Annotated in this window: 19 protein-coding genes; 16 read left to right on the top strand and 3 right to left on the bottom strand. The window is 47.8% G+C overall.

What is annotated here, in order from left to right; genetic code table 11:
- Nucleotide 1: 1 nt before the first annotated feature.
- Nucleotides 2–430 carry a VOC family protein gene (locus KNQ12_RS11585; RefSeq protein ID WP_053452494.1) on the bottom strand — a complete coding sequence of 143 codons (429 nt, stop codon included), beginning with the start codon at nt 428–430 and terminating at the stop codon, nt 2–4.
- Nucleotides 431–651: 221 nt separating this feature from the next.
- Here KNQ12_RS11585 and KNQ12_RS11580 point away from each other — a divergent pair, with 221 nt between their 5' ends.
- From KNQ12_RS11580 to KNQ12_RS11525, 12 genes are all read left to right on the top strand, one after another.
- The gene (locus KNQ12_RS11580) at nt 652–1,665 is read left to right on the top strand and encodes a LacI family DNA-binding transcriptional regulator (RefSeq protein WP_053452495.1); all 1,014 of its coding nucleotides are present in this window, start codon (nt 652–654) and stop codon (nt 1,663–1,665) included.
- 204 nt (nt 1,666–1,869) lie between these two features.
- The gene (locus tag KNQ12_RS11575) at nt 1,870–3,177 is read left to right on the top strand and encodes an ABC transporter substrate-binding protein (RefSeq protein WP_023466910.1); all 1,308 of its coding nucleotides are present in this window, start codon (nt 1,870–1,872) and stop codon (nt 3,175–3,177) included.
- A 60-nt stretch (nt 3,178–3,237) separates the two neighbouring features.
- Nucleotides 3,238–4,134, top strand: coding sequence for a carbohydrate ABC transporter permease (locus tag KNQ12_RS11570; protein ID WP_023466912.1), 897 nt, complete (start codon nt 3,238–3,240; stop codon nt 4,132–4,134).
- Nucleotides 4,135–4,137: 3 nt separating this feature from the next.
- Entirely contained in the window at nt 4,138–5,061 is a 924-nt protein-coding gene (locus KNQ12_RS11565) for a carbohydrate ABC transporter permease (RefSeq protein WP_214748436.1), read from the top strand.
- 23 nt (nt 5,062–5,084) lie between these two features.
- Nucleotides 5,085–6,431 carry a GH1 family beta-glucosidase gene (locus tag KNQ12_RS11560; RefSeq protein ID WP_214748438.1) on the top strand — a complete coding sequence of 449 codons (1,347 nt, stop codon included), beginning with the start codon at nt 5,085–5,087 and terminating at the stop codon, nt 6,429–6,431.
- Between the two features lie 61 nt (nt 6,432–6,492).
- A complete protein-coding gene (locus KNQ12_RS11555) occupies nt 6,493–8,850 on the top strand; it encodes a carbohydrate binding domain-containing protein (RefSeq protein WP_214748441.1) in 2,358 nt (785 codons plus the stop codon).
- A 153-nt stretch (nt 8,851–9,003) separates the two neighbouring features.
- The gene (locus KNQ12_RS11550) at nt 9,004–9,477 is read left to right on the top strand and encodes a hypothetical protein (protein WP_023466917.1); all 474 of its coding nucleotides are present in this window, start codon (nt 9,004–9,006) and stop codon (nt 9,475–9,477) included.
- 18 nt (nt 9,478–9,495) lie between these two features.
- Entirely contained in the window at nt 9,496–9,657 is a 162-nt protein-coding gene (locus KNQ12_RS11545) for a hypothetical protein (RefSeq protein WP_214748444.1), read from the top strand.
- A gap of 124 nt (nt 9,658–9,781) precedes the next feature.
- Complete coding sequence (locus tag KNQ12_RS11540; RefSeq protein WP_041255271.1) at nt 9,782–10,285, top strand: RNA polymerase sigma factor SigV; 504 nt, start codon at nt 9,782–9,784, stop codon at nt 10,283–10,285.
- Nucleotides 10,269–11,123 carry an anti-sigma-V factor RsiV gene (gene rsiV, locus KNQ12_RS11535; protein ID WP_214748447.1) on the top strand — a complete coding sequence of 285 codons (855 nt, stop codon included), beginning with the start codon at nt 10,269–10,271 and terminating at the stop codon, nt 11,121–11,123. Before KNQ12_RS11540 ends, rsiV begins: the two co-directional genes overlap by 17 nt.
- A gap of 113 nt (nt 11,124–11,236) precedes the next feature.
- Nucleotides 11,237–11,533 carry an excalibur calcium-binding domain-containing protein gene (locus KNQ12_RS11530; RefSeq protein ID WP_214748450.1) on the top strand — a complete coding sequence of 99 codons (297 nt, stop codon included), beginning with the start codon at nt 11,237–11,239 and terminating at the stop codon, nt 11,531–11,533.
- Between the two features lie 153 nt (nt 11,534–11,686).
- Entirely contained in the window at nt 11,687–11,866 is a 180-nt protein-coding gene (locus KNQ12_RS11525; protein WP_023466922.1) for a hypothetical protein, read from the top strand.
- A 77-nt stretch (nt 11,867–11,943) separates the two neighbouring features.
- On the opposite strand, the gene KNQ12_RS11520 is transcribed toward KNQ12_RS11525, so the two are convergent.
- On the bottom strand, nt 11,944–12,267 hold the full coding sequence (locus tag KNQ12_RS11520) for a thioredoxin family protein (RefSeq protein WP_023466923.1): 324 nt from the start codon (nt 12,265–12,267) through the stop codon (nt 11,944–11,946).
- Between the two features lie 299 nt (nt 12,268–12,566).
- Here KNQ12_RS11520 and KNQ12_RS11515 point away from each other — a divergent pair, with 299 nt between their 5' ends.
- Nucleotides 12,567–13,436: a cation diffusion facilitator family transporter gene (locus tag KNQ12_RS11515; protein WP_214748453.1), complete on the top strand. Its 870-nt coding sequence runs from the start codon at nt 12,567–12,569 to the stop codon at nt 13,434–13,436.
- 46 nt (nt 13,437–13,482) lie between these two features.
- On the opposite strand, the gene KNQ12_RS11510 is transcribed toward KNQ12_RS11515, so the two are convergent.
- Nucleotides 13,483–13,824, bottom strand: a complete 342-nt coding sequence (locus KNQ12_RS11510; protein WP_214748456.1) for an ASCH domain-containing protein — start codon at nt 13,822–13,824, stop codon at nt 13,483–13,485.
- A 156-nt stretch (nt 13,825–13,980) separates the two neighbouring features.
- Between KNQ12_RS11510 and KNQ12_RS11505 the strand changes: the two genes are divergently transcribed.
- From KNQ12_RS11505 to KNQ12_RS11495, 3 genes are read left to right on the top strand one after another with little or no spacing between them, the layout of a single operon-like run.
- On the top strand, nt 13,981–14,466 hold the full coding sequence (locus tag KNQ12_RS11505) for a MarR family winged helix-turn-helix transcriptional regulator (RefSeq protein ID WP_023466926.1): 486 nt from the start codon (nt 13,981–13,983) through the stop codon (nt 14,464–14,466).
- Nucleotides 14,459–16,183 carry an ABC transporter ATP-binding protein gene (locus tag KNQ12_RS11500; RefSeq protein ID WP_214748459.1) on the top strand — a complete coding sequence of 575 codons (1,725 nt, stop codon included), beginning with the start codon at nt 14,459–14,461 and terminating at the stop codon, nt 16,181–16,183. The genes KNQ12_RS11505 and KNQ12_RS11500 overlap by 8 nt, the downstream gene beginning before the upstream one ends.
- Entirely contained in the window at nt 16,180–18,036 is a 1,857-nt protein-coding gene (locus tag KNQ12_RS11495) for an ABC transporter ATP-binding protein (protein WP_285222535.1), read from the top strand. The genes KNQ12_RS11500 and KNQ12_RS11495 overlap by 4 nt, the downstream gene beginning before the upstream one ends.
- The last annotated feature ends 190 nt before the right edge of the window (nt 18,037–18,226 follow it).

Below are 18,226 nucleotides of genomic sequence, written 5' to 3'. Positions count from 1 at the left end.
GTCACACCGACACTTCACTCTCTACATGATTGACCTGCCACTGGATACCAAACGTATCTTCGACGATTCCGTAGGCTTCACTCCAGAATGTCTTTTGGATCGGCATGATGACGTTACCGTCTTTTGCGAGTTGATCAAATGTCTTCTGTAACACATCGACGTCAGATAAGTGGAGCGCCAAGGTAACATTCTGACCAATAGTGACCGGATCATGTGGCATTGCGTCTGAGAACATTAAGCGGGTACCATGAACGATCAGTTCAGCATGTAGAACAAGTGACTGCATCTCTTCTGGGTAGGGCTGACCGTCAGGACCGGGACCTGGTCCGAACTCCATGATGTCCGGTAGTTCTTGACCGAAAACCTGTGCATAGAACGTGATTGCCTCACGCGTGTTGCCGTTGAAGACGAGATACGGATTAATGGGCATGGGAAAGCTCCTCTCTAAAAAAGGCGAAGTGTGTTTTTTTAAGTATACCAAACATTTGTTCGTATTAAAAGAAAAATCGATTTCTTTTTGTATTGAATCCAGTATAAATGATAACGTTTTCAATTTATCTGATTTTTCATAAAAAAATAGGTTGCAACTTCCAGAGAGACTTCGTATACTAAATTTATCGAAAGCGCTTTCGGTGAAATGGAGTGAGTAGCATGGGAACAATTTATGATTTAGCGAAGATGACCGGTTTTTCAATTACAACGGTCTCAAAAGCCTTAAATAATTATTCGGATGTTAGCGAAAAGACGAAAGCAAAAATCGTCCAAGCAGCAGCCGAGATGGGATACTTACCGAACGCGCACGCCCAGTCGCTCTCGACGAAACGTTCGTGGACGATCGGTGTGATGTTCTCGGAAGCACATGGCGTCGGAATGATGCATCCGTTCTTCAACGCGATCATTGAGAGTTTCCGAAAAGCAACAGAACAACAAGGGTATGACCTCATCTTCGCATCGCGAAACTTACGCAATCGTGATATGAGTTACCTCGAGCATTTCCGACACCGGGCAGTCGACGGCATCGTCGTCATCTGCTCCGATCAGATGGACCAGCACGTCCAGGAGTTGATTCAAAGTACGATTCCGATCGTCGTCGTCGACATGGACAGTGCCGATTGTAGTGTCGTCTACTCGGATAACATCACTGGTGGCACACTCGCCATCAATCATTTGCACGAACTCGGTCATCGGTTGATCGCCCACATTGCGGGGGATACGTCGACAGATGCGGGAAGAGCGCGGATTGAAGGCTATCAGCAAGCGATGAAACAACTTGATTTGCCGATTCCGGACGGATATCTCGTCAACGGTGGATTCTTTTCCGGGGAAGAAGGCAAGCGGGCAATGAACGAATTGCTAGCATTACCTGAACGACCGACAGCGGTCTTCGTTGCCGGGGATGAAATGGCAATCGGTGCGATTGAAGCGATTCATGAAGCCGGGTTACGGATTCCAGAAGACATCTCAGTCGTTGGGTACGATGATATCTATGTCGCGAAATACATTACACCGAAGTTGACGACGGTCCGACAAGATACGGAAACGATTGGTCAACATGCAGCATCAGTCTTGATTGAACAGATCGTCAACAAAAAACGGGTTACGACACGCGATGTCATTCCGGTTAACTTGATGGTTCGTCAATCGACAGGTCCAGTACCTGAATAACACAATGGTTGTTTCGGAATCGCTCTCGCTCGTTGTCAGTGAGGAAAAGCGAGAGCGATTTCGAAATCATTTTTTATCACTTTTTCCGAAAGGGCTTTCGGGAATTTTCTTTAAAGCCTTTTCGAAAGCGCTTTCGGTATTTTTGAATAATTAATTGAAACCGCTTACGTACAAGCGGAATACTTAACAAAAGGATGAGATGAGATGAAGAAACAATTAGTTAGCGTGTTAACAGTCGGTGCGTTAACAGCAAGCGTTCTTGCTGGATGTTCAGGTAGCAGCGAAGAAAAGACGAGCGGCGGGAAAGAAGTCTTGAAAATCTGGTCGTTCACGGATGAGTTAAAAGAGCCTATCAAAAAGTTCGAAGAGAAAAACGGAGTCAAAGTCGAATTGACGATCGTGCCAATCGCCGACTACCCGACGAAGTTGAAACCAGCTCTTGAAAGTGGCGTCGGCGCACCGGATATCTTCACAGGTGAGATCGCGTTCTTGAAACAGTGGGTTGATGCCGGCTACTGGGCGAACCTCTCTGAAAAACCATTCAACGCAGGCGAAGTCAAAGATGACTATATTCCGTACGTCTATGACATGGGGAAAGATAAGGACGGCAACGTGCGTGCGCTGTCATGGCAAACGACACCAGGTGGCGTCTACTACAAACGAAGCATCGCGAAAAAAGTTCTCGGTACAGACGATCCAAAAGAAATCGGCGGCATGATGGACTCGATGGACGGCGTCTTCGAAGTCGCTGAAAAAATGAAGAGCAAAGGCTACAAGATGTTCCCGGATGAAGGATCAATCCGTTGGTTCGCACAAGGGAACGACCCACAACCTTGGGTCAACGATAAGCAAGAGCTCGTCTTGACACAAGACAAGAAGGATTACATGGATTATGCAAAAGAACTTCGGACGAAACAATACACAGCACTTGCACCAGAATGGTCACCATCATGGTTCGCAGGCATGGATAAACCGGTCAAAGTCAAAGAAAACGGTAAAGAGACTGAAACAGAAGTCTTCTCTTACGTTCTCCCGACATGGGGTCTTCACAGTGTCCTCAAAGAAAACGCGAAAAAATCAGCGGGTGACTGGGCGGTCACAAGCGGACCGAGCCCATACTTCTGGGGTGGTACGTGGTTAGGTGTCTACAAAGATTCGAAGAAACAAAAGCTTGCGTATGATTTCGTCAAGATGATGACGCAAGACGAAGCGTTCTTAACAGATTGGGCAAAAGAAACAGGTGACGTGTTAGCGTACAAACCAGTTACTGAAAAAATCAAGACCGACTTCAAAGATGAGTTTCTCGGCGGACAGAACAACTATGAGTTCTTCCTTGATCAAGCAGACAAGATCACACCAGGAATCGTCACGAAGTATGACCAGCAGCTCGATACATTGTATGGTGCATCGGTCATGGAATACGTCCAAGGTAAAAAATCAAAAGACGAAGCACTTGCTGAGTTCTACAAAAAAGTCAAAAACGCGTATCCGGACGTAAAAGTACCGGAATAAGGAGAGTAGGTGGGGCGATCCTCGCCTCACCTCTTCTTGTTTAAGAAAGGGGTTTGACCTGTGAAAAAACTCGATCGCCATGGGTATCTGTTCATCGCACCGTTTTGGATCGTCTTCTTGATCTTCAGCATCTATCCGGTTGCTTTGACTTTCTATTACAGTTTCACGAACTACACGGGCGCTGAAGGCGAACAACTCGTCGGACTCGCGAACTATACGCGGTTACTCGGGGATACGTACTTCATCGAAGCGTTCTTTAACACTCTGAAGATTTGGGGTCTGAACTTCATCCTTCAGATCGGTGGCGCTTTATTGCTCGCTTTGTTGTTCTCGGATCTCCAGTTGAAATTAAAAGGGCTTGCCTTCTTCCGGGCGACGTTCTACTTACCGAACTTGATCACGATCAGCTCGGTCGCCTTATTGTTCGGCATCTTGCTCGACTGGCAGCATGGTTCACTGAACATGATGTTGATGAAAATCGGAATCATCTCGGAGCCGATCAACTGGTTGACGCAACCGGTGACCGCACAAATTTCCGTCTCGCTTATCCTGACATGGATGTGGCTCGGTCACTCGTTCATCGTCGTCATGGCGGGCGTATCCGGGATCTCGAAGGACTACTTCGAAGCAGCCTTGATTGACGGGGCAACACGTTGGCAGATTTTCTCACGCATCACGTTGCCACTCTTAAAACCGATTTTGCTCTACATCATGATCACGTCCTTGATCGGTGGTCTGCAATTGTTCGACCTGCCGATGTTGATCACGGATGGTGTCGGTGCGCCAGATGGTGCCTTGAACACGATGGTGCTCTATCTCTATAATCAAGCTTTCAAATACAACAACTATGGCTACGCCGCTGCTGTCGCATACGGACTGTTTGCCATCACGCTCGTCTTTTCAATCATCGTCTTCAAAGGGATGTTCCGAAAAGAACGTTCACCGAAAGGAGCCTGACCGATGGAACGAAATGCAGAAGCACGTCGGATCGTGCCACAAACGGAGGAACAACCGGAGCGTTCCAAACGCCCGCTCAAGTTGACGCCACCACCGAAACAAAAGAAAGCCTGGTTCGGCAAAAGTGTCATCTATATTGGTCTCGTCGTCTTGACGATCGCCTGTATCATCCCGTTTTTGATGATGATCATCAACGCGACGCGCTCGAACGAAGAAGTCTTGTCCGGGTTCTCGTTGATCCCGGGGAACTCGCTTGCTGAGAACTACGCCGCCCTCAGTTCGTACGTCAACATTTGGTCCGGTTTCAAGAACAGCTTAATCATTGCCGTCCTCGTCACCGTTTTGTCGGGGTATTTCTCGGCGTTGACAGCATTCGGATTTGCCTTCTATCAGTTCAAAGGGAAGAACGCGATGTTCGTCTTCATGCTTGTCATGATGATGGTGCCGGGTCAACTCGGTTTGATCGGGTTCTATGAACTAAGTAAGAATCTCGGCTTGCTCGATAGCTATATCCCATTGATTGTTCCGGCAATCGCGAGTCCGTTCACGGTCTTCTTCGTCCGACAATATGTCCAGACCGTCCTGCACCCGAGTTTGATCGAGGCAGCACGGATGGACGGAGCAAGTGAGTTCAGGATTTTCCATACGATCGCTTTACCGATGATGATGCCGGCGATCGCGACGATGTCGATCTTTACGTTCATCGGTTCATGGAACAACTACATCATGCCGCTCGTCTTACTCTTCTCCCCAGAGAAGTATACGTTACCGGTCTTGATGGGCTTCTTGAAAGGGTCACAAGTCGCAGAGAACTTAGGCTCGCTCTATCTCGGAATTGCGATTTCCGTCGTACCGATCATGATCGCCTTCTTGTTCCTCTCGAAATATATCGTCAGCAGTATCTCGGCAGGTGCCGTTAAAGAATAAGTAGCTTAAAGGAGATTACACATATGAAATTTGCACCGAACTTCGTATTCGGGACGGCAACATCGTCGTATCAAATCGAAGGAGCCCACAACGAAGGCGGACGTACGCCTTCGATCTGGGATGCCTTTTGTGATGAGGACGGAAAAGTCTTCGAAAAAAATAACGGTGATGTCGCGTGTGACCATTATCACCGTTATGAAGAAGACATTCAGCACATTAAACGTCTCGGCGTCGACACGTACCGCTTCTCGATTGCCTGGCCACGCATCTTCCCGCAAAAAGGGGTCTACAATCCGGAAGGCATGGCCTTCTATAAGAAACTCGCGACACGTCTGCGGGCAGAAGGCATCAAGCCAGCCGTGACGCTGTACCACTGGGACTTACCACTTTGGGCACATGAAGAAGGCGGCTGGGTCAACCGGGCATCGGTCGACTGGTTCCTTGACTTCGCCCGCGCGTGTTTCACCGAACTCGACGGGATCGTCGATTCATGGATCACACATAACGAACCATGGTGTGCTGGCTTCCTCAGCTACCATCTCGGACAACATGCACCAGGTCATACGGATATGAACGAAGCCGTTCGTGCCGTGCACCACTTGTTGTTATCACACGGAAAGGCAGTCGAGCTGTTGAAGGGTGAGTTCAAATCGGTCACACCGATCGGTATCACGTTGAACTTGGCACCGAAGTATGCGAAGACGGATTCCGTCAACGATCAGCTGGCGATGAACAATGCAGACGGATATGCGAATCGATGGTTCCTCGATCCAGTCTTCAAAGGTCAGTATCCAGTCGACATGATGAACCTGTTCTCGAAATACGTCCATTCGTACGCGTTCATCGAGGAAGGCGACATGGAGACGATCTCCGTCCCGTGTGATTTCTTCGGGATCAACTTCTATAGCCGTAACCTCGTCGAGTTCAGTGCCGCGAACGACTTCCTGCAGAAGGATGCGTACTCGGATTACGACAAGACAGGTATGGGCTGGGATATCGCCCCGAGCGAATTCAAGGACTTGATTCGTCGTTTGCGTGCCGAGTATACGGATTTACCAATCTACATCACGGAAAACGGTGCGGCATTCGACGATGAATTGGTCGATGGTCGCGTCGCTGACCAGAACCGGATTGATTACGTCGCACAACACCTCCAAGCGGTGTCTGATTTAAACGAAGAAGGGATGAACATCCAAGGCTATTATCTTTGGTCACTGCTCGACAACTTCGAGTGGAGCTTCGGCTATGATAAGCGTTTCGGAATTCTCTACGTCGATTTCGAGACACAGGAACGGATTTGGAAAGACAGCGCCCACTGGTACGCGGGCGTCATCGAGCAACATAAGGCAATGATTCCACAAGAAGCGTGACAAAGGAGGCAAGGTCGAACATTCGTCCTTGCCTCTTTTTGACTAAGAGGAGGAAACAGACATGAAGACATGGGTAGCACTGGCAGTCGGGACCGGTTTATTGCTGAGCGGTCAAGCGGTCGACGCGAAGACAGACAAAAAAGAGACGAAGTGGAAGCTCGTCTGGTCGGATGAGTTTCAGACAAAACAACTCGACCGGACGAAATGGACGTATGATACGGGGAACTGGATCAAGGATGCGAACGGACAACCGGTCTCACCGGGTTGGGGCAACAATGAAAAACAATACTACACGACGAAGCAAGATAACTCGTTTATTCGCAACGGGAAACTCGTCATCAAGGCGAAGCAGGAAAAGACGACGGATGATCTCGGTACATACGATTACACGTCAGCGAAGCTAAAGACGAAAGGATTATTCAGTAAGACGTACGGTCGTTATGAGATCAAAGCGAAGCTCCCGACCGGAAAAGGGCTTTGGCCTGCGTTCTGGATGTTACCGGAGCAAGATAAATACGGGGCCTGGGCAGCGTCCGGTGAGATTGACGTCATGGAAGCTTGGGGCAGTCAGCCGGACAAGGTCGCCGGAACGATTCACTACGGAGAAAACTGGCCGAACAATAAATACACGGGGAAAGACTATCACTTCCCAGACGGACAGCGGATCGACCAATGGCATACGTACGCAGTCGAATGGGAGCCGGGCGAACTCCGCTGGTACGTTGACGGCAATCTCTATCAAACACAAAACGATTGGTACAGTAAAGGCTTGAACGCAGCGACGAATTATAGTTATCCGGCACCGTTCGACCAAAACTTCTATCTCGTCATGAATCTCGCGGTCGGTGGTTGGTTCGATGGAGAAGTCGATGCGACGACGAAGTTCCCAGCCGAGATGGAAGTCGACTACGTCCGGGTCTATGATTTGAAAAATCGAGCGTACCGTGAACCGGTCGAACCGAGCTACGAAAACGTGACGTTACCGGACGGAGCCAAGCAACCGATCGATGGTAACCTCGTCTACGACACAGCATTTGAACAACCGGTCACGATGATCACCGGGAATCAGTCGTTTAATCCGCTGTACTGGAACTACGTCACGCCCCCGGACTTCGGTGGCAAAGGAAGTCTTGCGATCATTGAAAAAGAGGGGCAACGGATGGCGGACGTCACGATTGATCAGCCGGGTTCACAGACGTACTCCCATCAGTTGATTCAAAACGTATCCCTCGCGCAAGGTGGACGTTACCAAGTCAGCTTTGACGCGAGCAGCACAGCAGACCGGAAGATGATGGTCAAAGTCGGCGGTGGAGCAGAGCGTGGGTACACGAAATATTCGAATGAACAGTCGATTGCTCTGACACCGAGCGTCAAACGGCATACGTTCACATTCGATATGGCGGCAGAGACGGATCTCGCAGCACGTCTTGAGTTCAACCTCGGACTTGAAAAAGCGGGTGTTCAGATCGGGAACGTCCGTGTCGAACAGATTCCGCGCGGCGTCATCGATGAAGATGCAACAAAACCGGCACTACCGGACGGGAATCTCGTCTACAACGGGACGTTCGATCAAGGAGCGATGGACCGTTTGACGTATTGGCACTTCAACGGTAACAAGCGGACGACAGGGGCTGTTGATCCTGAGTCACGTGATTTCCGTTATGAAGGACATGGACAAAAAACGACGGCACGTTTAACGCAAAAGGGACTTCAACTAGAAGCCGGGCATGCGTATCAGCTTCGATTCACAGCAGGTGCGAAAAAAGCGAAATCACTTCAGGTGAAGATCACTGGGGCACAAGAGCAATTGAAGCAGACGACTGTACCGTTGACGAAACAAGCAACGACCGTCGACATTCCGTTTACGGCTTCACAAACGGCGGATGACAATCAGCTTGTCTTTGACTTCAGTGGACAAGCGGGAAAAATCTCGCTCGATGATGTGGAATTGATCGATGTGACACCAGTGCCGGTCGATCCGTCACCACTGAAGAACGGTTCGTTTACAAACGGATTGACGTCGTGGTCGTCATACGTCCACTATGATGCGCAAGCCGCTATCGAAGCTGTCAATGAAGCAGCACGCATAAAGATTGGAGCGGAAGGACAAGAACCATGGAGTGTCTTGCTCGAGCAAGGGAACTTGTCGCTCGCGAAAGACAAAACATATGAATTGAGTTTCACGGCATCGTCGACCGTGCTGCGTCCGATCGAAGTGACAGTCGAAAATGTTTCGTACACGCGTTACTTCAGTCAAGTCGAGCCAATCACGACGACACCGAAGACGTACAGCTATACCTTTACGATGGGACAAGCGGATACGGGGGCGTTGAAGTTCCTGATGGGACGCGCAGAAGGTTCGCCGTTCGCTGCCCATGATGTGATGATTGATGATGTGAATCTCAAAGTGAAGGAATGACTAAGGCAAGGCAATGGACACGTCCATTGCCTTGTTGTGGTTTAAACGACAAAGACGAATAATTTATTGAAATGGAAGAGGAACAAAACCTATCATATGGAATATTAAGTAAAAGAAAAGATAGGTACTCATGCTTTGGGGAGGAAACATATCATGCGTCAAAGGAACATACCATATCGACTGCTCTTTCTGTTAATTTTAATGAGTATGATTGGCATCAATGGCTGGTCCGCTATACTTCATCCCGACGGAACGATAAATGGATGGCAAAGCATTGCTTCAGTCATCTGGTTCGGCTATTTAGTCGGCTCGCTGTTTTACATAAAGGAAGAGAAGATGTATCGATTAATCGCGAGGTATCTTTGGTTCGGTCTGATTTCGACACTGTATATTTATGGTGTCTGGTTGCTCGAAGGAATGTTTTCAGAGACACTTTGGTTTGATCTATTGGCGAGTCTTGAGTTTTTACTGTATTTTATTTTTGTCATTCCATTGTTTGGATTAAATGCTTGGACGAATGTCCTGTTTGGTGAATTTTCGTTATACATGAGTGTCTTGTACGGTATCGCGCTCATTTTACTTCAGGTGAAAATGTGGAGTGATACATCACGACATTTGCATTATTAAGTAGAAAAGGTGAGTTGTATGTTAAGTCCCGTAAATGAACGTGAAGAACGGACGGGGAAACGTGAACGCCGAAAACAACGGAAAATCGATGTGGGATGTGTCACGATCGTCGGCGTTCCATTACTTTTCATCGTTCCGTTTTTATTGATTATCCTGGTCTTAATGAAGTCTGCTCCATGAAAAGGTGACTTGGTGTCACCTTTTTTTGTTGTGTCGTCAACTTTTTTCTCGACTCGCCCGTCTTAATGATGTATACACAGAACGATATCGAAAAAAGGAGCCGCGGCCTATGACCTCTCGTCAAATGAGAAAACGGGAAAAAGCATTCGTCCGTTTTTTAAAGCAATACAAACCGAATCTCTACTGGTTGACCTACAGTTATATGAAAAATGAACAGGATAGTCTGGATGTGATTCAGGACAGCATCCAAAAAGCGTTGCAATCGCTCGATCGACTCGAAGATGAGGAACGGATGAAAGCCTGGTTCTATCAGATTTTGACACGAACAGCGATTGATGCGATCCGGAAGCGTCAGCATAGTATCAGTTACGATACGGATCGACTGATCGAACTCGTCGCAACAAAAGAAGATACGTATCCCGATTCCGATTTGCGACAGGCGCTTGAGGAGCTCCCAGTTATGTACCGGGAAGTCGTCATCTTACACTATTTCGAGGACTTGATCTTAAAAGACGTCGCAACGATTTTGGAGCTGAATTTAAGCACGACCAAGTCCCGGCTGTATAAAGGATTGACCTTACTGAAAATGAAATTGAATGGAGATGATTTAGATGTCGAACAAACTTGATGATCTGAAGCAGGCATACCAACAACCACCGGTTCCAAAAGAACTCGATGAAATGATTGCCCAAGTCGAGCGCCGGACGCGTCCTTCGCGGACGAAACGATCCGTATTGATTACAGCCGCCGCGATCACGTTATTCGTTGGTGGATTAAATAGTAATACATCATTTGCGGACGCGATGGCGAAGGTGCCGGTCTTTGGTCAACTGACCGAGATCGTGACGATTGACTGGAAAGAGACGAAGACACACCAGTCGGCTGATATCAAAGCACCTCAAGTGACGTTACCGGACAAGGCACTCGAGCAACAATTGAACGAAAAGTATATTGCGGAAGGACAAGCGCTCTACGAAAAGTTTGAGCAGGAGACGCACGGACAGGAAGGGGCATTTGCCGTCGATAGCCGCTATGACGTCAAGACGGATACGGAAGACTTGTTGTCGATCGGTCGAACCGTCACTGAAACACGGGCGAGTGCATCAGAAAGCGTCCAGTACGATACGATCGATAAGAAACAACAGCTCATCCTGACATTACCATCTTTGTTCAAGGATGACGGATATATCACGACGATCAGTGATTACCTAAAAGAAGAGATGCGTCGGCAAATGAAGACGGATGAAGGGAAAGTCTACTTCGTCGAAGGAACACCGGATGTACCGGAGGACGAGCAGTTCAAGCAGATTTCCGCAAAACAAAACTTCTATATTACGGCAGATCACAAATTAGTCCTATCGTTTGACGAGTACAGTATCGCTCCAGGATATATGGGCATCGTCGAATTTAAGATTCCGACGTCGATTTTAAAAGGTGAACTCGTTAGTTCGCATTATATTCGCTGAATTTCAAAAAACACAATCATCGATATAAATTACAAAAAATAGCCATTTTTTTAAAAATAACCTCTTATAATCAAAAGACGAATCGTTGTTTTTTGAAAAAAGGAGGAATCCCTATGAAAAAATGGAGTCGGCTTGTACTCGCAGGTGTCGTCAGTCTCGCCTTGATCCATGTTCCAGCAGCTAGTGAAGCGGCAACGAAAGCAAAAGCCTTCAAAAACTGTACGGAAATGCAGAAGACGTACAAAGGCGGCGTTGCGAAAAAAGCGGGGCTAAAAAATCGGACAGGGTATGACAAGAATGGAAAACCGATCTACAAAGCAACAAAGTACAAGGCGTACGTGAGCTTTGCGACGTATAACGTAAACACGAAGAGCGACCGGGATAAAGACGGTATCGCGTGTGAACGTTAAATAAGCAAAAGTAGTCTTTCTCGAGCGGGAGAAAGACTACTTTTTTGTAGAGGCTCGTTGTTCCTTTCAATTATGTAATCCTTAGAAATCATTATGTATGGTAGTGTTGTAGCGATAAAAGACGACAAATATGTATTGAGTAGGAAGACTACGATGCGAAAACGAGATTATCTAATTTTCTTCATTCTATTTTTTATTCTGAACCTTATTAATTTCTTAGGATCACTAGGTATGCAGGATATTTTAGCGATTGTAGTCGTAGCCCTGATCGAAGCAGCTATAGCTGGAACGATTACGAATCTATTCACCCGTATCTTTTTTAAGAAAAGTTGAGACGGATTGAAGTAGCACTCCAAATCAGATCGATACATAAAAAATAACCTGACGCTGAGGCGTCAGGTTATTTTTGCTTAGTTGAAGTTTTGCTTTAGGAACGCTGTAACTTCTTCTGGTGTTTTGGCATTCGCACTGTGCAAGTGCGCCAATTTTTCATTGTTTTTGAAGACGAGCAAGCTTGGGATCCCCATGACATCGTGGTTCGATGCGATTTCAGGGAACTCATCCTTGTCGATTGTGTGGATTGGTAAGTGGTCGAATTGTGACTCGACGTCCGGCATGAAGTAATCCATCCGTTTGCAGTCCGGGCACCAGTCTGCTTCGAACTTGATGATGACCGGTGCATCACTTGAAATCAATTCCTTGAATGTTTCTTCACTCTTAATGAATTCTGCCATTGTGAGAACTCCTCCTCTTGGTGTTGTACCTTTAGTCTACCGATTCCCTTCAGAACTTGCACGAATTATGTTCGTTAAAGAGTCTGACAAGTCAAAAAAGTTGGTTGCTCTTTAAGGTAATGTTGCTGATTTTCTCCAAAAACGCCACATGACTCTATTGAACCAGTTTTGGTGTAGGAAAACATTGTTGCATATTTGTTAATTACCTAGTTTGAAACAAAATGATTTCTCTAGACCCACTCGATTTCCGACTGGTACGATGAGGTTTGCTAATCGCAGAGAAAGTGGGGGCGACGAGAATGGAACAACAAAAATACGATAATCTAAAACGCGGCGAACGCGGTGCGATGATCAGTATTGCAGCTTATATCTTGTTATCATCTTTAAAATTAATCATTGGGTATACAGCAGATTCCGCCGCACTCCGGGCGGACGGTTTGAACAACGCGACTGACATCATTGCTTCGATCGCGGTCTTGATCGGCTTACGGATTTCACGACGTCCGGCAGATGACGATCACAAATACGGACACTGGAAAAGTGAGACGATTGCCTCGCTCGTAGCTTCCTTCATCATGATGGCAGTCGGTCTTCAAGTCTTGATCGATACAATCTCGACGTTGTTCGAAGGCAAACAGGAGTCACCGGATATCCTCGCAGCATACGTCGGAATCGGTTCAGCCCTCGTGATGTACTTCGTTTACCGCTACAATAAGAAATTATCCGAGGAGATTGATAGTAAAGCCGTCATGGCAGCAGCGAAAGATAATTTATCCGATGCGTGGGTCAGTGTCGGGACGACAATCGGGATCGTTGGTTCACAGTTCGGTATGCCATGGCTCGATGTCGTGACCGCGATCATCGTTGGCTTCTTGATCTGTAAGACAGCATGGGACATCTTCACGGAAGCGTCACACGAACTGACGGATGGTTTCGATGAGAAGAAGCTGAAGATGTATGAAGATGTCATCTTCGATCTCGAAGGTGTCAAAGGGATCAAGTCAATCAAAGGACGTAACTACGGCAACAATGAAGTCGTCGATGTTGTTATCCTCGTCAACTCCACATTGAATATCCATCAGGCGCACGATATTGCGACACGTGTCGAGGATACGCTGACAGAAGAATATGGTGTCTACGATATCCATGTTCACGTCGAACCGGAATGAATCGAAAAAACGTCTTTTCTACTGTAAGCATAGAAAAGACGTTTTTTTATGGTTCTAATGTGATCGTCAGAGCCAGTGCCCCGTACTGTTGCTCGGCTTCTTTTGAATAGATCGAGTAAGTCGACGTTACGAGTTCATCGAGCGACCAACCGACACAGTCGATAGCTTCGTTTGGGATGTGTTCATAAAGCGCTCGGAAATCAGGAAAGACTTGTCGTTTTGTTACACGAACAAGTAGTGTCTCGCTCGTTTCCGTATGCGTGAACCAAATCTGATCACCGACGTGTACCTGTTGTCGTTTTGGATCATTTAGTCGAATCTCGACGGTCTTTCGTCCTTGTTCGATTGAACGAAACGGTTCTTCGAATAAGCCCATTTCATGTCTCATCTATGCTCACTCCTTGTCTTCCTTGAGCATAGCAAAACTATGTGATTTTTCACATTGCCTTTTCGTTGACAATCGAAAATAATCAGCGTAATTTAATTTATATAAGTAATTGTTCCTTTTGGAACGATTTGAAATGGAACAAGGAGGCGAAACAAGATGGATCAAACGGAAACGACCCGTTCGACTGCGATGATGCAGTCGTTTTGGAACGTCCAGCGTCATCTCGTCCGGGCAGCACACCAGACGGCACAGGAAAACGGACTCAGTTTACCGCAATTTCATAGCTTGATGACGATTGCACCGCGTGGACCGATCTCGCAAAAAGAGCTCGCTGCACATACGCACTTACCGAAAAGTACCCTCAGTCAGTCGATTGAAGGTCTCGTCCAATCGGGCTGGGTCATTCGGGAGACGAATCCCGACAATCGACGGGAAGTCGTCTTAAAGCTTAGTGATCAAGGTCAGCAATTCGTCACCGACATCAAGGAACAAGAGAAGGGGATGCAACGTCAACTGGAGCAAGTGCTTGCGACGATTGACTCGGACGTATTCGAACAAATGCTTGAAACACACGCAGTGATTGCTGAGGGAATCGGTCAGATTTTACGTCCAGATCTGAAAGGAGGATGTTCGGATGATTAAGTTACTCAAACGGTTGACGGTCTATAAATGGGCGGTCCTTGCTGTGCTCGTCTTGGTTTTTGCGCAGTCGATGTCCGATTTGTATTTACCGACACTGATGGCGGACATCATCGATAAAGGCGTCGTTACCGGCGATACCGCGTATATTTGGAAAATTGGTGCCGTCATGCTGGGGGTAACCGGTGTCGGGGCGTTAGCTGCCGTTGCCGCTAGTTATTATTCATCGAAGGCGTCGATGGGACTCGGACGGGATATTCGTCGCCAAGTCTTCAACCATGTCGAACGGTTCTCCCTGCAAGAGTTCGACCAAGTCGGAACGGCGTCATTGATTACGCGGACGACGAACGATATCACACAAGTCCAACAAGTCGTCATCATGATGTTACGGATGGTCGTCAGTGCGCCGATCATGTTCATCGGTGGATTGATCATGGCTGTCTCAAAAGATGCCAAACTATCACTTGTCATCGTCGCGGCGATGCCGGTCCTTGTGATTTCAATCCTGTTGATCCTGTGGAAAGGGGTTCCGTTGTTTGGGAAAGTCCAAAAACGACTCGACCGTCTGAACCTCGTCCTGCGGGAGAACTTGACGGGGATCCGTGTCATCCGTGCCTTTAACCGGGAACGTGATGAACAAGTGCGATTGACAAAAGCGAACGCGGATTTGACAGAAGTCTCGATCAAGGTCAATAAAATCATGGCGTTCTTGATGCCGGTGATGATGCTCGTCATGAACTTGACCGTTGTCGGTGTCATTTGGTTCGGGGGCATCCGGATCGATAATGGTGGTATGCAGATTGGTGACTTAATGGCGTTCATCCAGTACGTCATGCAAATCATGTTCGCTCTCGTCATGGCTTCAGTCATGTTCGTCATGATTCCGCGGGCAGCCGTCTCGGCGAAACGGATCAATGAAGTCCTCGAGATGACACCAACAATGACAGATGAGGGAACACAAACCGCTGACCGTGAAAAAGGAACGCTCGTCTTTGATCGTGTCACGTTCCGTTACCCAGGAGCTGAGACACCCGTTTTATCCGATATTAGTTTTGCGGCACGACCAGGTGAAGTGACGGCTGTGATCGGTGGGACCGGTTCTGGTAAATCAACGCTCGTCAATTTGATTCCCCGTTTTTATGACGTAACGGAAGGGAGTATCCGGGTTAACGGTGTCGATAGCCAGGATGTACCGCAAGAAGAACTGCGGTCGAAAATCGGCTTTGTTCCCCAAAAGGCGTTACTGTTCACGGGTACGATTGCCGAAAACATTCGTTTCGGGAAAGAGGACGCGACAGATGAAGAGGTCGCGCATGCAGCGCACATCGCGCAAGCGACGGACTTCATCGAACGGATGCCGGATGGTTACGATGCGCGGATCGAACAAGGCGGATCGAACGTCTCTGGTGGGCAAAAACAACGGTTGTCGATTGCTCGGGCCCTCGTTCGTCGACCAGATCTATATGTCTTTGATGACAGTTTTTCAGCGCTCGACTTCAAGACCGATGCGGCTCTTCGGAAAGCGTTACGGGAAGAAACACGCGAAGCGACGGTCTTGATCGTTGCTCAACGTGTCAGTACCGTCATCGATGCCGATCAAATCATCGTCCTGGATGAAGGGAAAGTCGCTGGAATCGGAACGCACGATGAATTGTTTGCTGACAATGCCGTTTACCAGGAAATCGTTAAGTCACAACTATCAGAGGAGGAAATCGCATGAGTGAGAAGAAACGACCTGCCGGCGGTCCTCCGCCTGGTGGTCCCGGTGGCGGAAATATGATGATGCTTGGTGAAAAACCAAAGGATTTCAAAGCAACGTTCCGTCGTCTGCTTCGGTATCTGCGTCCGCGTCGGACGGCGCTCGTTGGAGTTTTCCTTGCAGCCATCCTCAGTACGGTCTTCATGATTGCCGGTCCGAAAATCATGGGGACGGCAATCACGGAATTGTTTGAAGGGGCGTATGCGAAGTTCCAAGGTGTGCCGGGAGCAGCGATCGATTTCACGAAAATCGGACAGATCCTGCTCTGGCTTGCTGGACTGTATATCATCAGTAGTCTGTTCAATTACTTGCAACAGTATTTGATGTCAGGTATCGCTCAAAAAACAGTCTACGATTTACGCGAAGACGTCAATCATAAACTCGAACGCCTGCCATTGAAATATTACGATGGTCGTCCGAACGGGGAGACACTCAGCCGTGTGACGAACGATATCGATACGATTGGGAGTACGTTACAACAAAGTGTGACATCGTTCATCACCTCAATCGTGACAATCGTCGGGATTCTGATCATGATGTTGACGATTAGTCCGCTGTTAACGCTGATTTCGCTCGTCTCATTACCGGTTTCGATTTTTGCGATCCGTCCGATTTTGAAACGATCCCAAAAATACTTTGCTGACCAACAACGGACACTTGGCCAATTGAACGGTCACGTCGAAGAGATGTATACCGGACACTCGGTCGTCAAGGCGTTCGGGCATGAACGTAAAGCAGTCGAACAGTTCGATGCCGTCAACGAAGAGTTGTATGAAGCAGGACGTAAAGCACAGTTCATCTCCGGGATCATCATGCCGATGATGATGTTCATCGGAAATATCAGTTACGTCCTGATCAGTATCGTCGGCGGGATTCTCGTTACGCAACGGGCGATCTCGATCGGGGATATTCAAGCGTTCATCACCTATACGCGCCAGTTCACGCAACCGATCACACAAACGGCGAACATCGCGAACATCGTCCAATCGACGGTCGCAGCAGCAGAACGTGTCTTCGAATTACTAGATGAGGAAGAAGAGATCAAAGAAGTGACGACGCACCGTCTCGCGCAGGCTGAAGGAGCGGTCGCGTTCGAACACGTTGATTTTGGTTACGGAACTGATCTCTTGATCGAGGACATGAACATTGATGTCGCACCGGGACAAACGGTCGCGATCGTTGGACCAACCGGTGCTGGTAAGACGACGATGATCAATCTATTAATGCGCTTTTATGAGTTGAACGGGGGGACAATCCGGATTGACGGTATCGATACCCGCGAGATGTCACGCGAAGACTTACGGACGACATTCGGTATGGTCTTACAAGATACGTGGCTCTTCAACGGTACGATCCGGGATAATCTTGCTTACGGTAAAAGTGGAGCGACAGAGGAAGAAATCATCGCCGCAGCCAAAACAGCGCACGCTGATCACTTCATCCGGACGTTGCCGGACGGGTATGATACGGTCTTGAACGAGGAAGCCTCGAACATCTCGCAAGGTCAGAAACAGTTGTTGACGATCGCTCGGGCCGTTCTTGCCGATCCTCCGATCATGATTCTCGATGAAGCGACCTCTAGTGTGGATACACGGACAGAGGTCTTCATCCAGCAAGCGATGCGTCGCTTGATGGAAGGGCGGACGAGCTTCGTCATTGCCCATCGTCTGTCGACGATCAAGGATGCCGATCTGATTCTCGTCATGAATCAAGGAAGTGTCATCGAACAGGGCACACATGAAGAATTACTCGAGGCAGACGGGTTTTATGCAGATCTGTACAATAGTCAGTTCTCTGAAAAAGAAGTCGTTTGATATAAGGCAGTGTCGTCATTTAGACGATACTGCTTTTTTCCGAAATGATTGTTGTAGCAGTGTATCCTCACATATAGCAAACATCCCATTTTTTGTATTGAAAACAAAAAACGCCACATTCTGGTACGAACACGGGTTTAATAAATCCTTTAGCTGGGGAAATTAAAGAAGTGTCAGAAATATATAATTT

It is taken from the genome of Exiguobacterium sp. s11 (assembly GCF_018619015.1).
GTDB lineage: Bacteria > Bacillota > Bacilli > Exiguobacteriales > Exiguobacteriaceae > Exiguobacterium_A > Exiguobacterium_A indicum.
The sequence above is the reverse complement of the archived record's forward strand: the minus strand, read 5'-3'. Positions and strand labels throughout refer to the sequence as shown.

Coding starts and splice junctions, on each gene's coding strand:
- KNQ12_RS11585 (WP_053452494.1), bottom strand. CDS start 430: ATGCCCATTAATCCGTATCTCGTCTTCAACGGCAACACGCGTGAGGCA.
- KNQ12_RS11580 (WP_053452495.1), top strand. CDS start 652: ATGGGAACAATTTATGATTTAGCGAAGATGACCGGTTTTTCAATTACA.
- KNQ12_RS11575 (WP_023466910.1), top strand. CDS start 1,870: ATGAAGAAACAATTAGTTAGCGTGTTAACAGTCGGTGCGTTAACAGCA.
- KNQ12_RS11565 (WP_214748436.1), top strand. CDS start 4,138: ATGGAACGAAATGCAGAAGCACGTCGGATCGTGCCACAAACGGAGGAA.
- KNQ12_RS11560 (WP_214748438.1), top strand. CDS start 5,085: ATGAAATTTGCACCGAACTTCGTATTCGGGACGGCAACATCGTCGTAT.
- KNQ12_RS11555 (WP_214748441.1), top strand. CDS start 6,493: ATGAAGACATGGGTAGCACTGGCAGTCGGGACCGGTTTATTGCTGAGC.
- KNQ12_RS11550 (WP_023466917.1), top strand. CDS start 9,004: ATGCGTCAAAGGAACATACCATATCGACTGCTCTTTCTGTTAATTTTA.
- KNQ12_RS11545 (WP_214748444.1), top strand. CDS start 9,496: ATGTTAAGTCCCGTAAATGAACGTGAAGAACGGACGGGGAAACGTGAA.
- KNQ12_RS11540 (WP_041255271.1), top strand. CDS start 9,782: ATGAGAAAACGGGAAAAAGCATTCGTCCGTTTTTTAAAGCAATACAAA.
- rsiV (WP_214748447.1), top strand. CDS start 10,269: ATGTCGAACAAACTTGATGATCTGAAGCAGGCATACCAACAACCACCG.
- KNQ12_RS11530 (WP_214748450.1), top strand. CDS start 11,237: ATGAAAAAATGGAGTCGGCTTGTACTCGCAGGTGTCGTCAGTCTCGCC.
- KNQ12_RS11525 (WP_023466922.1), top strand. CDS start 11,687: ATGCGAAAACGAGATTATCTAATTTTCTTCATTCTATTTTTTATTCTG.
- KNQ12_RS11520 (WP_023466923.1), bottom strand. CDS start 12,267: ATGGCAGAATTCATTAAGAGTGAAGAAACATTCAAGGAATTGATTTCA.
- KNQ12_RS11515 (WP_214748453.1), top strand. CDS start 12,567: ATGGAACAACAAAAATACGATAATCTAAAACGCGGCGAACGCGGTGCG.
- KNQ12_RS11510 (WP_214748456.1), bottom strand. CDS start 13,824: ATGAGACATGAAATGGGCTTATTCGAAGAACCGTTTCGTTCAATCGAA.
- KNQ12_RS11505 (WP_023466926.1), top strand. CDS start 13,981: ATGGATCAAACGGAAACGACCCGTTCGACTGCGATGATGCAGTCGTTT.
- KNQ12_RS11500 (WP_214748459.1), top strand. CDS start 14,459: ATGATTAAGTTACTCAAACGGTTGACGGTCTATAAATGGGCGGTCCTT.
- KNQ12_RS11495 (WP_285222535.1), top strand. CDS start 16,180: ATGAGTGAGAAGAAACGACCTGCCGGCGGTCCTCCGCCTGGTGGTCCC.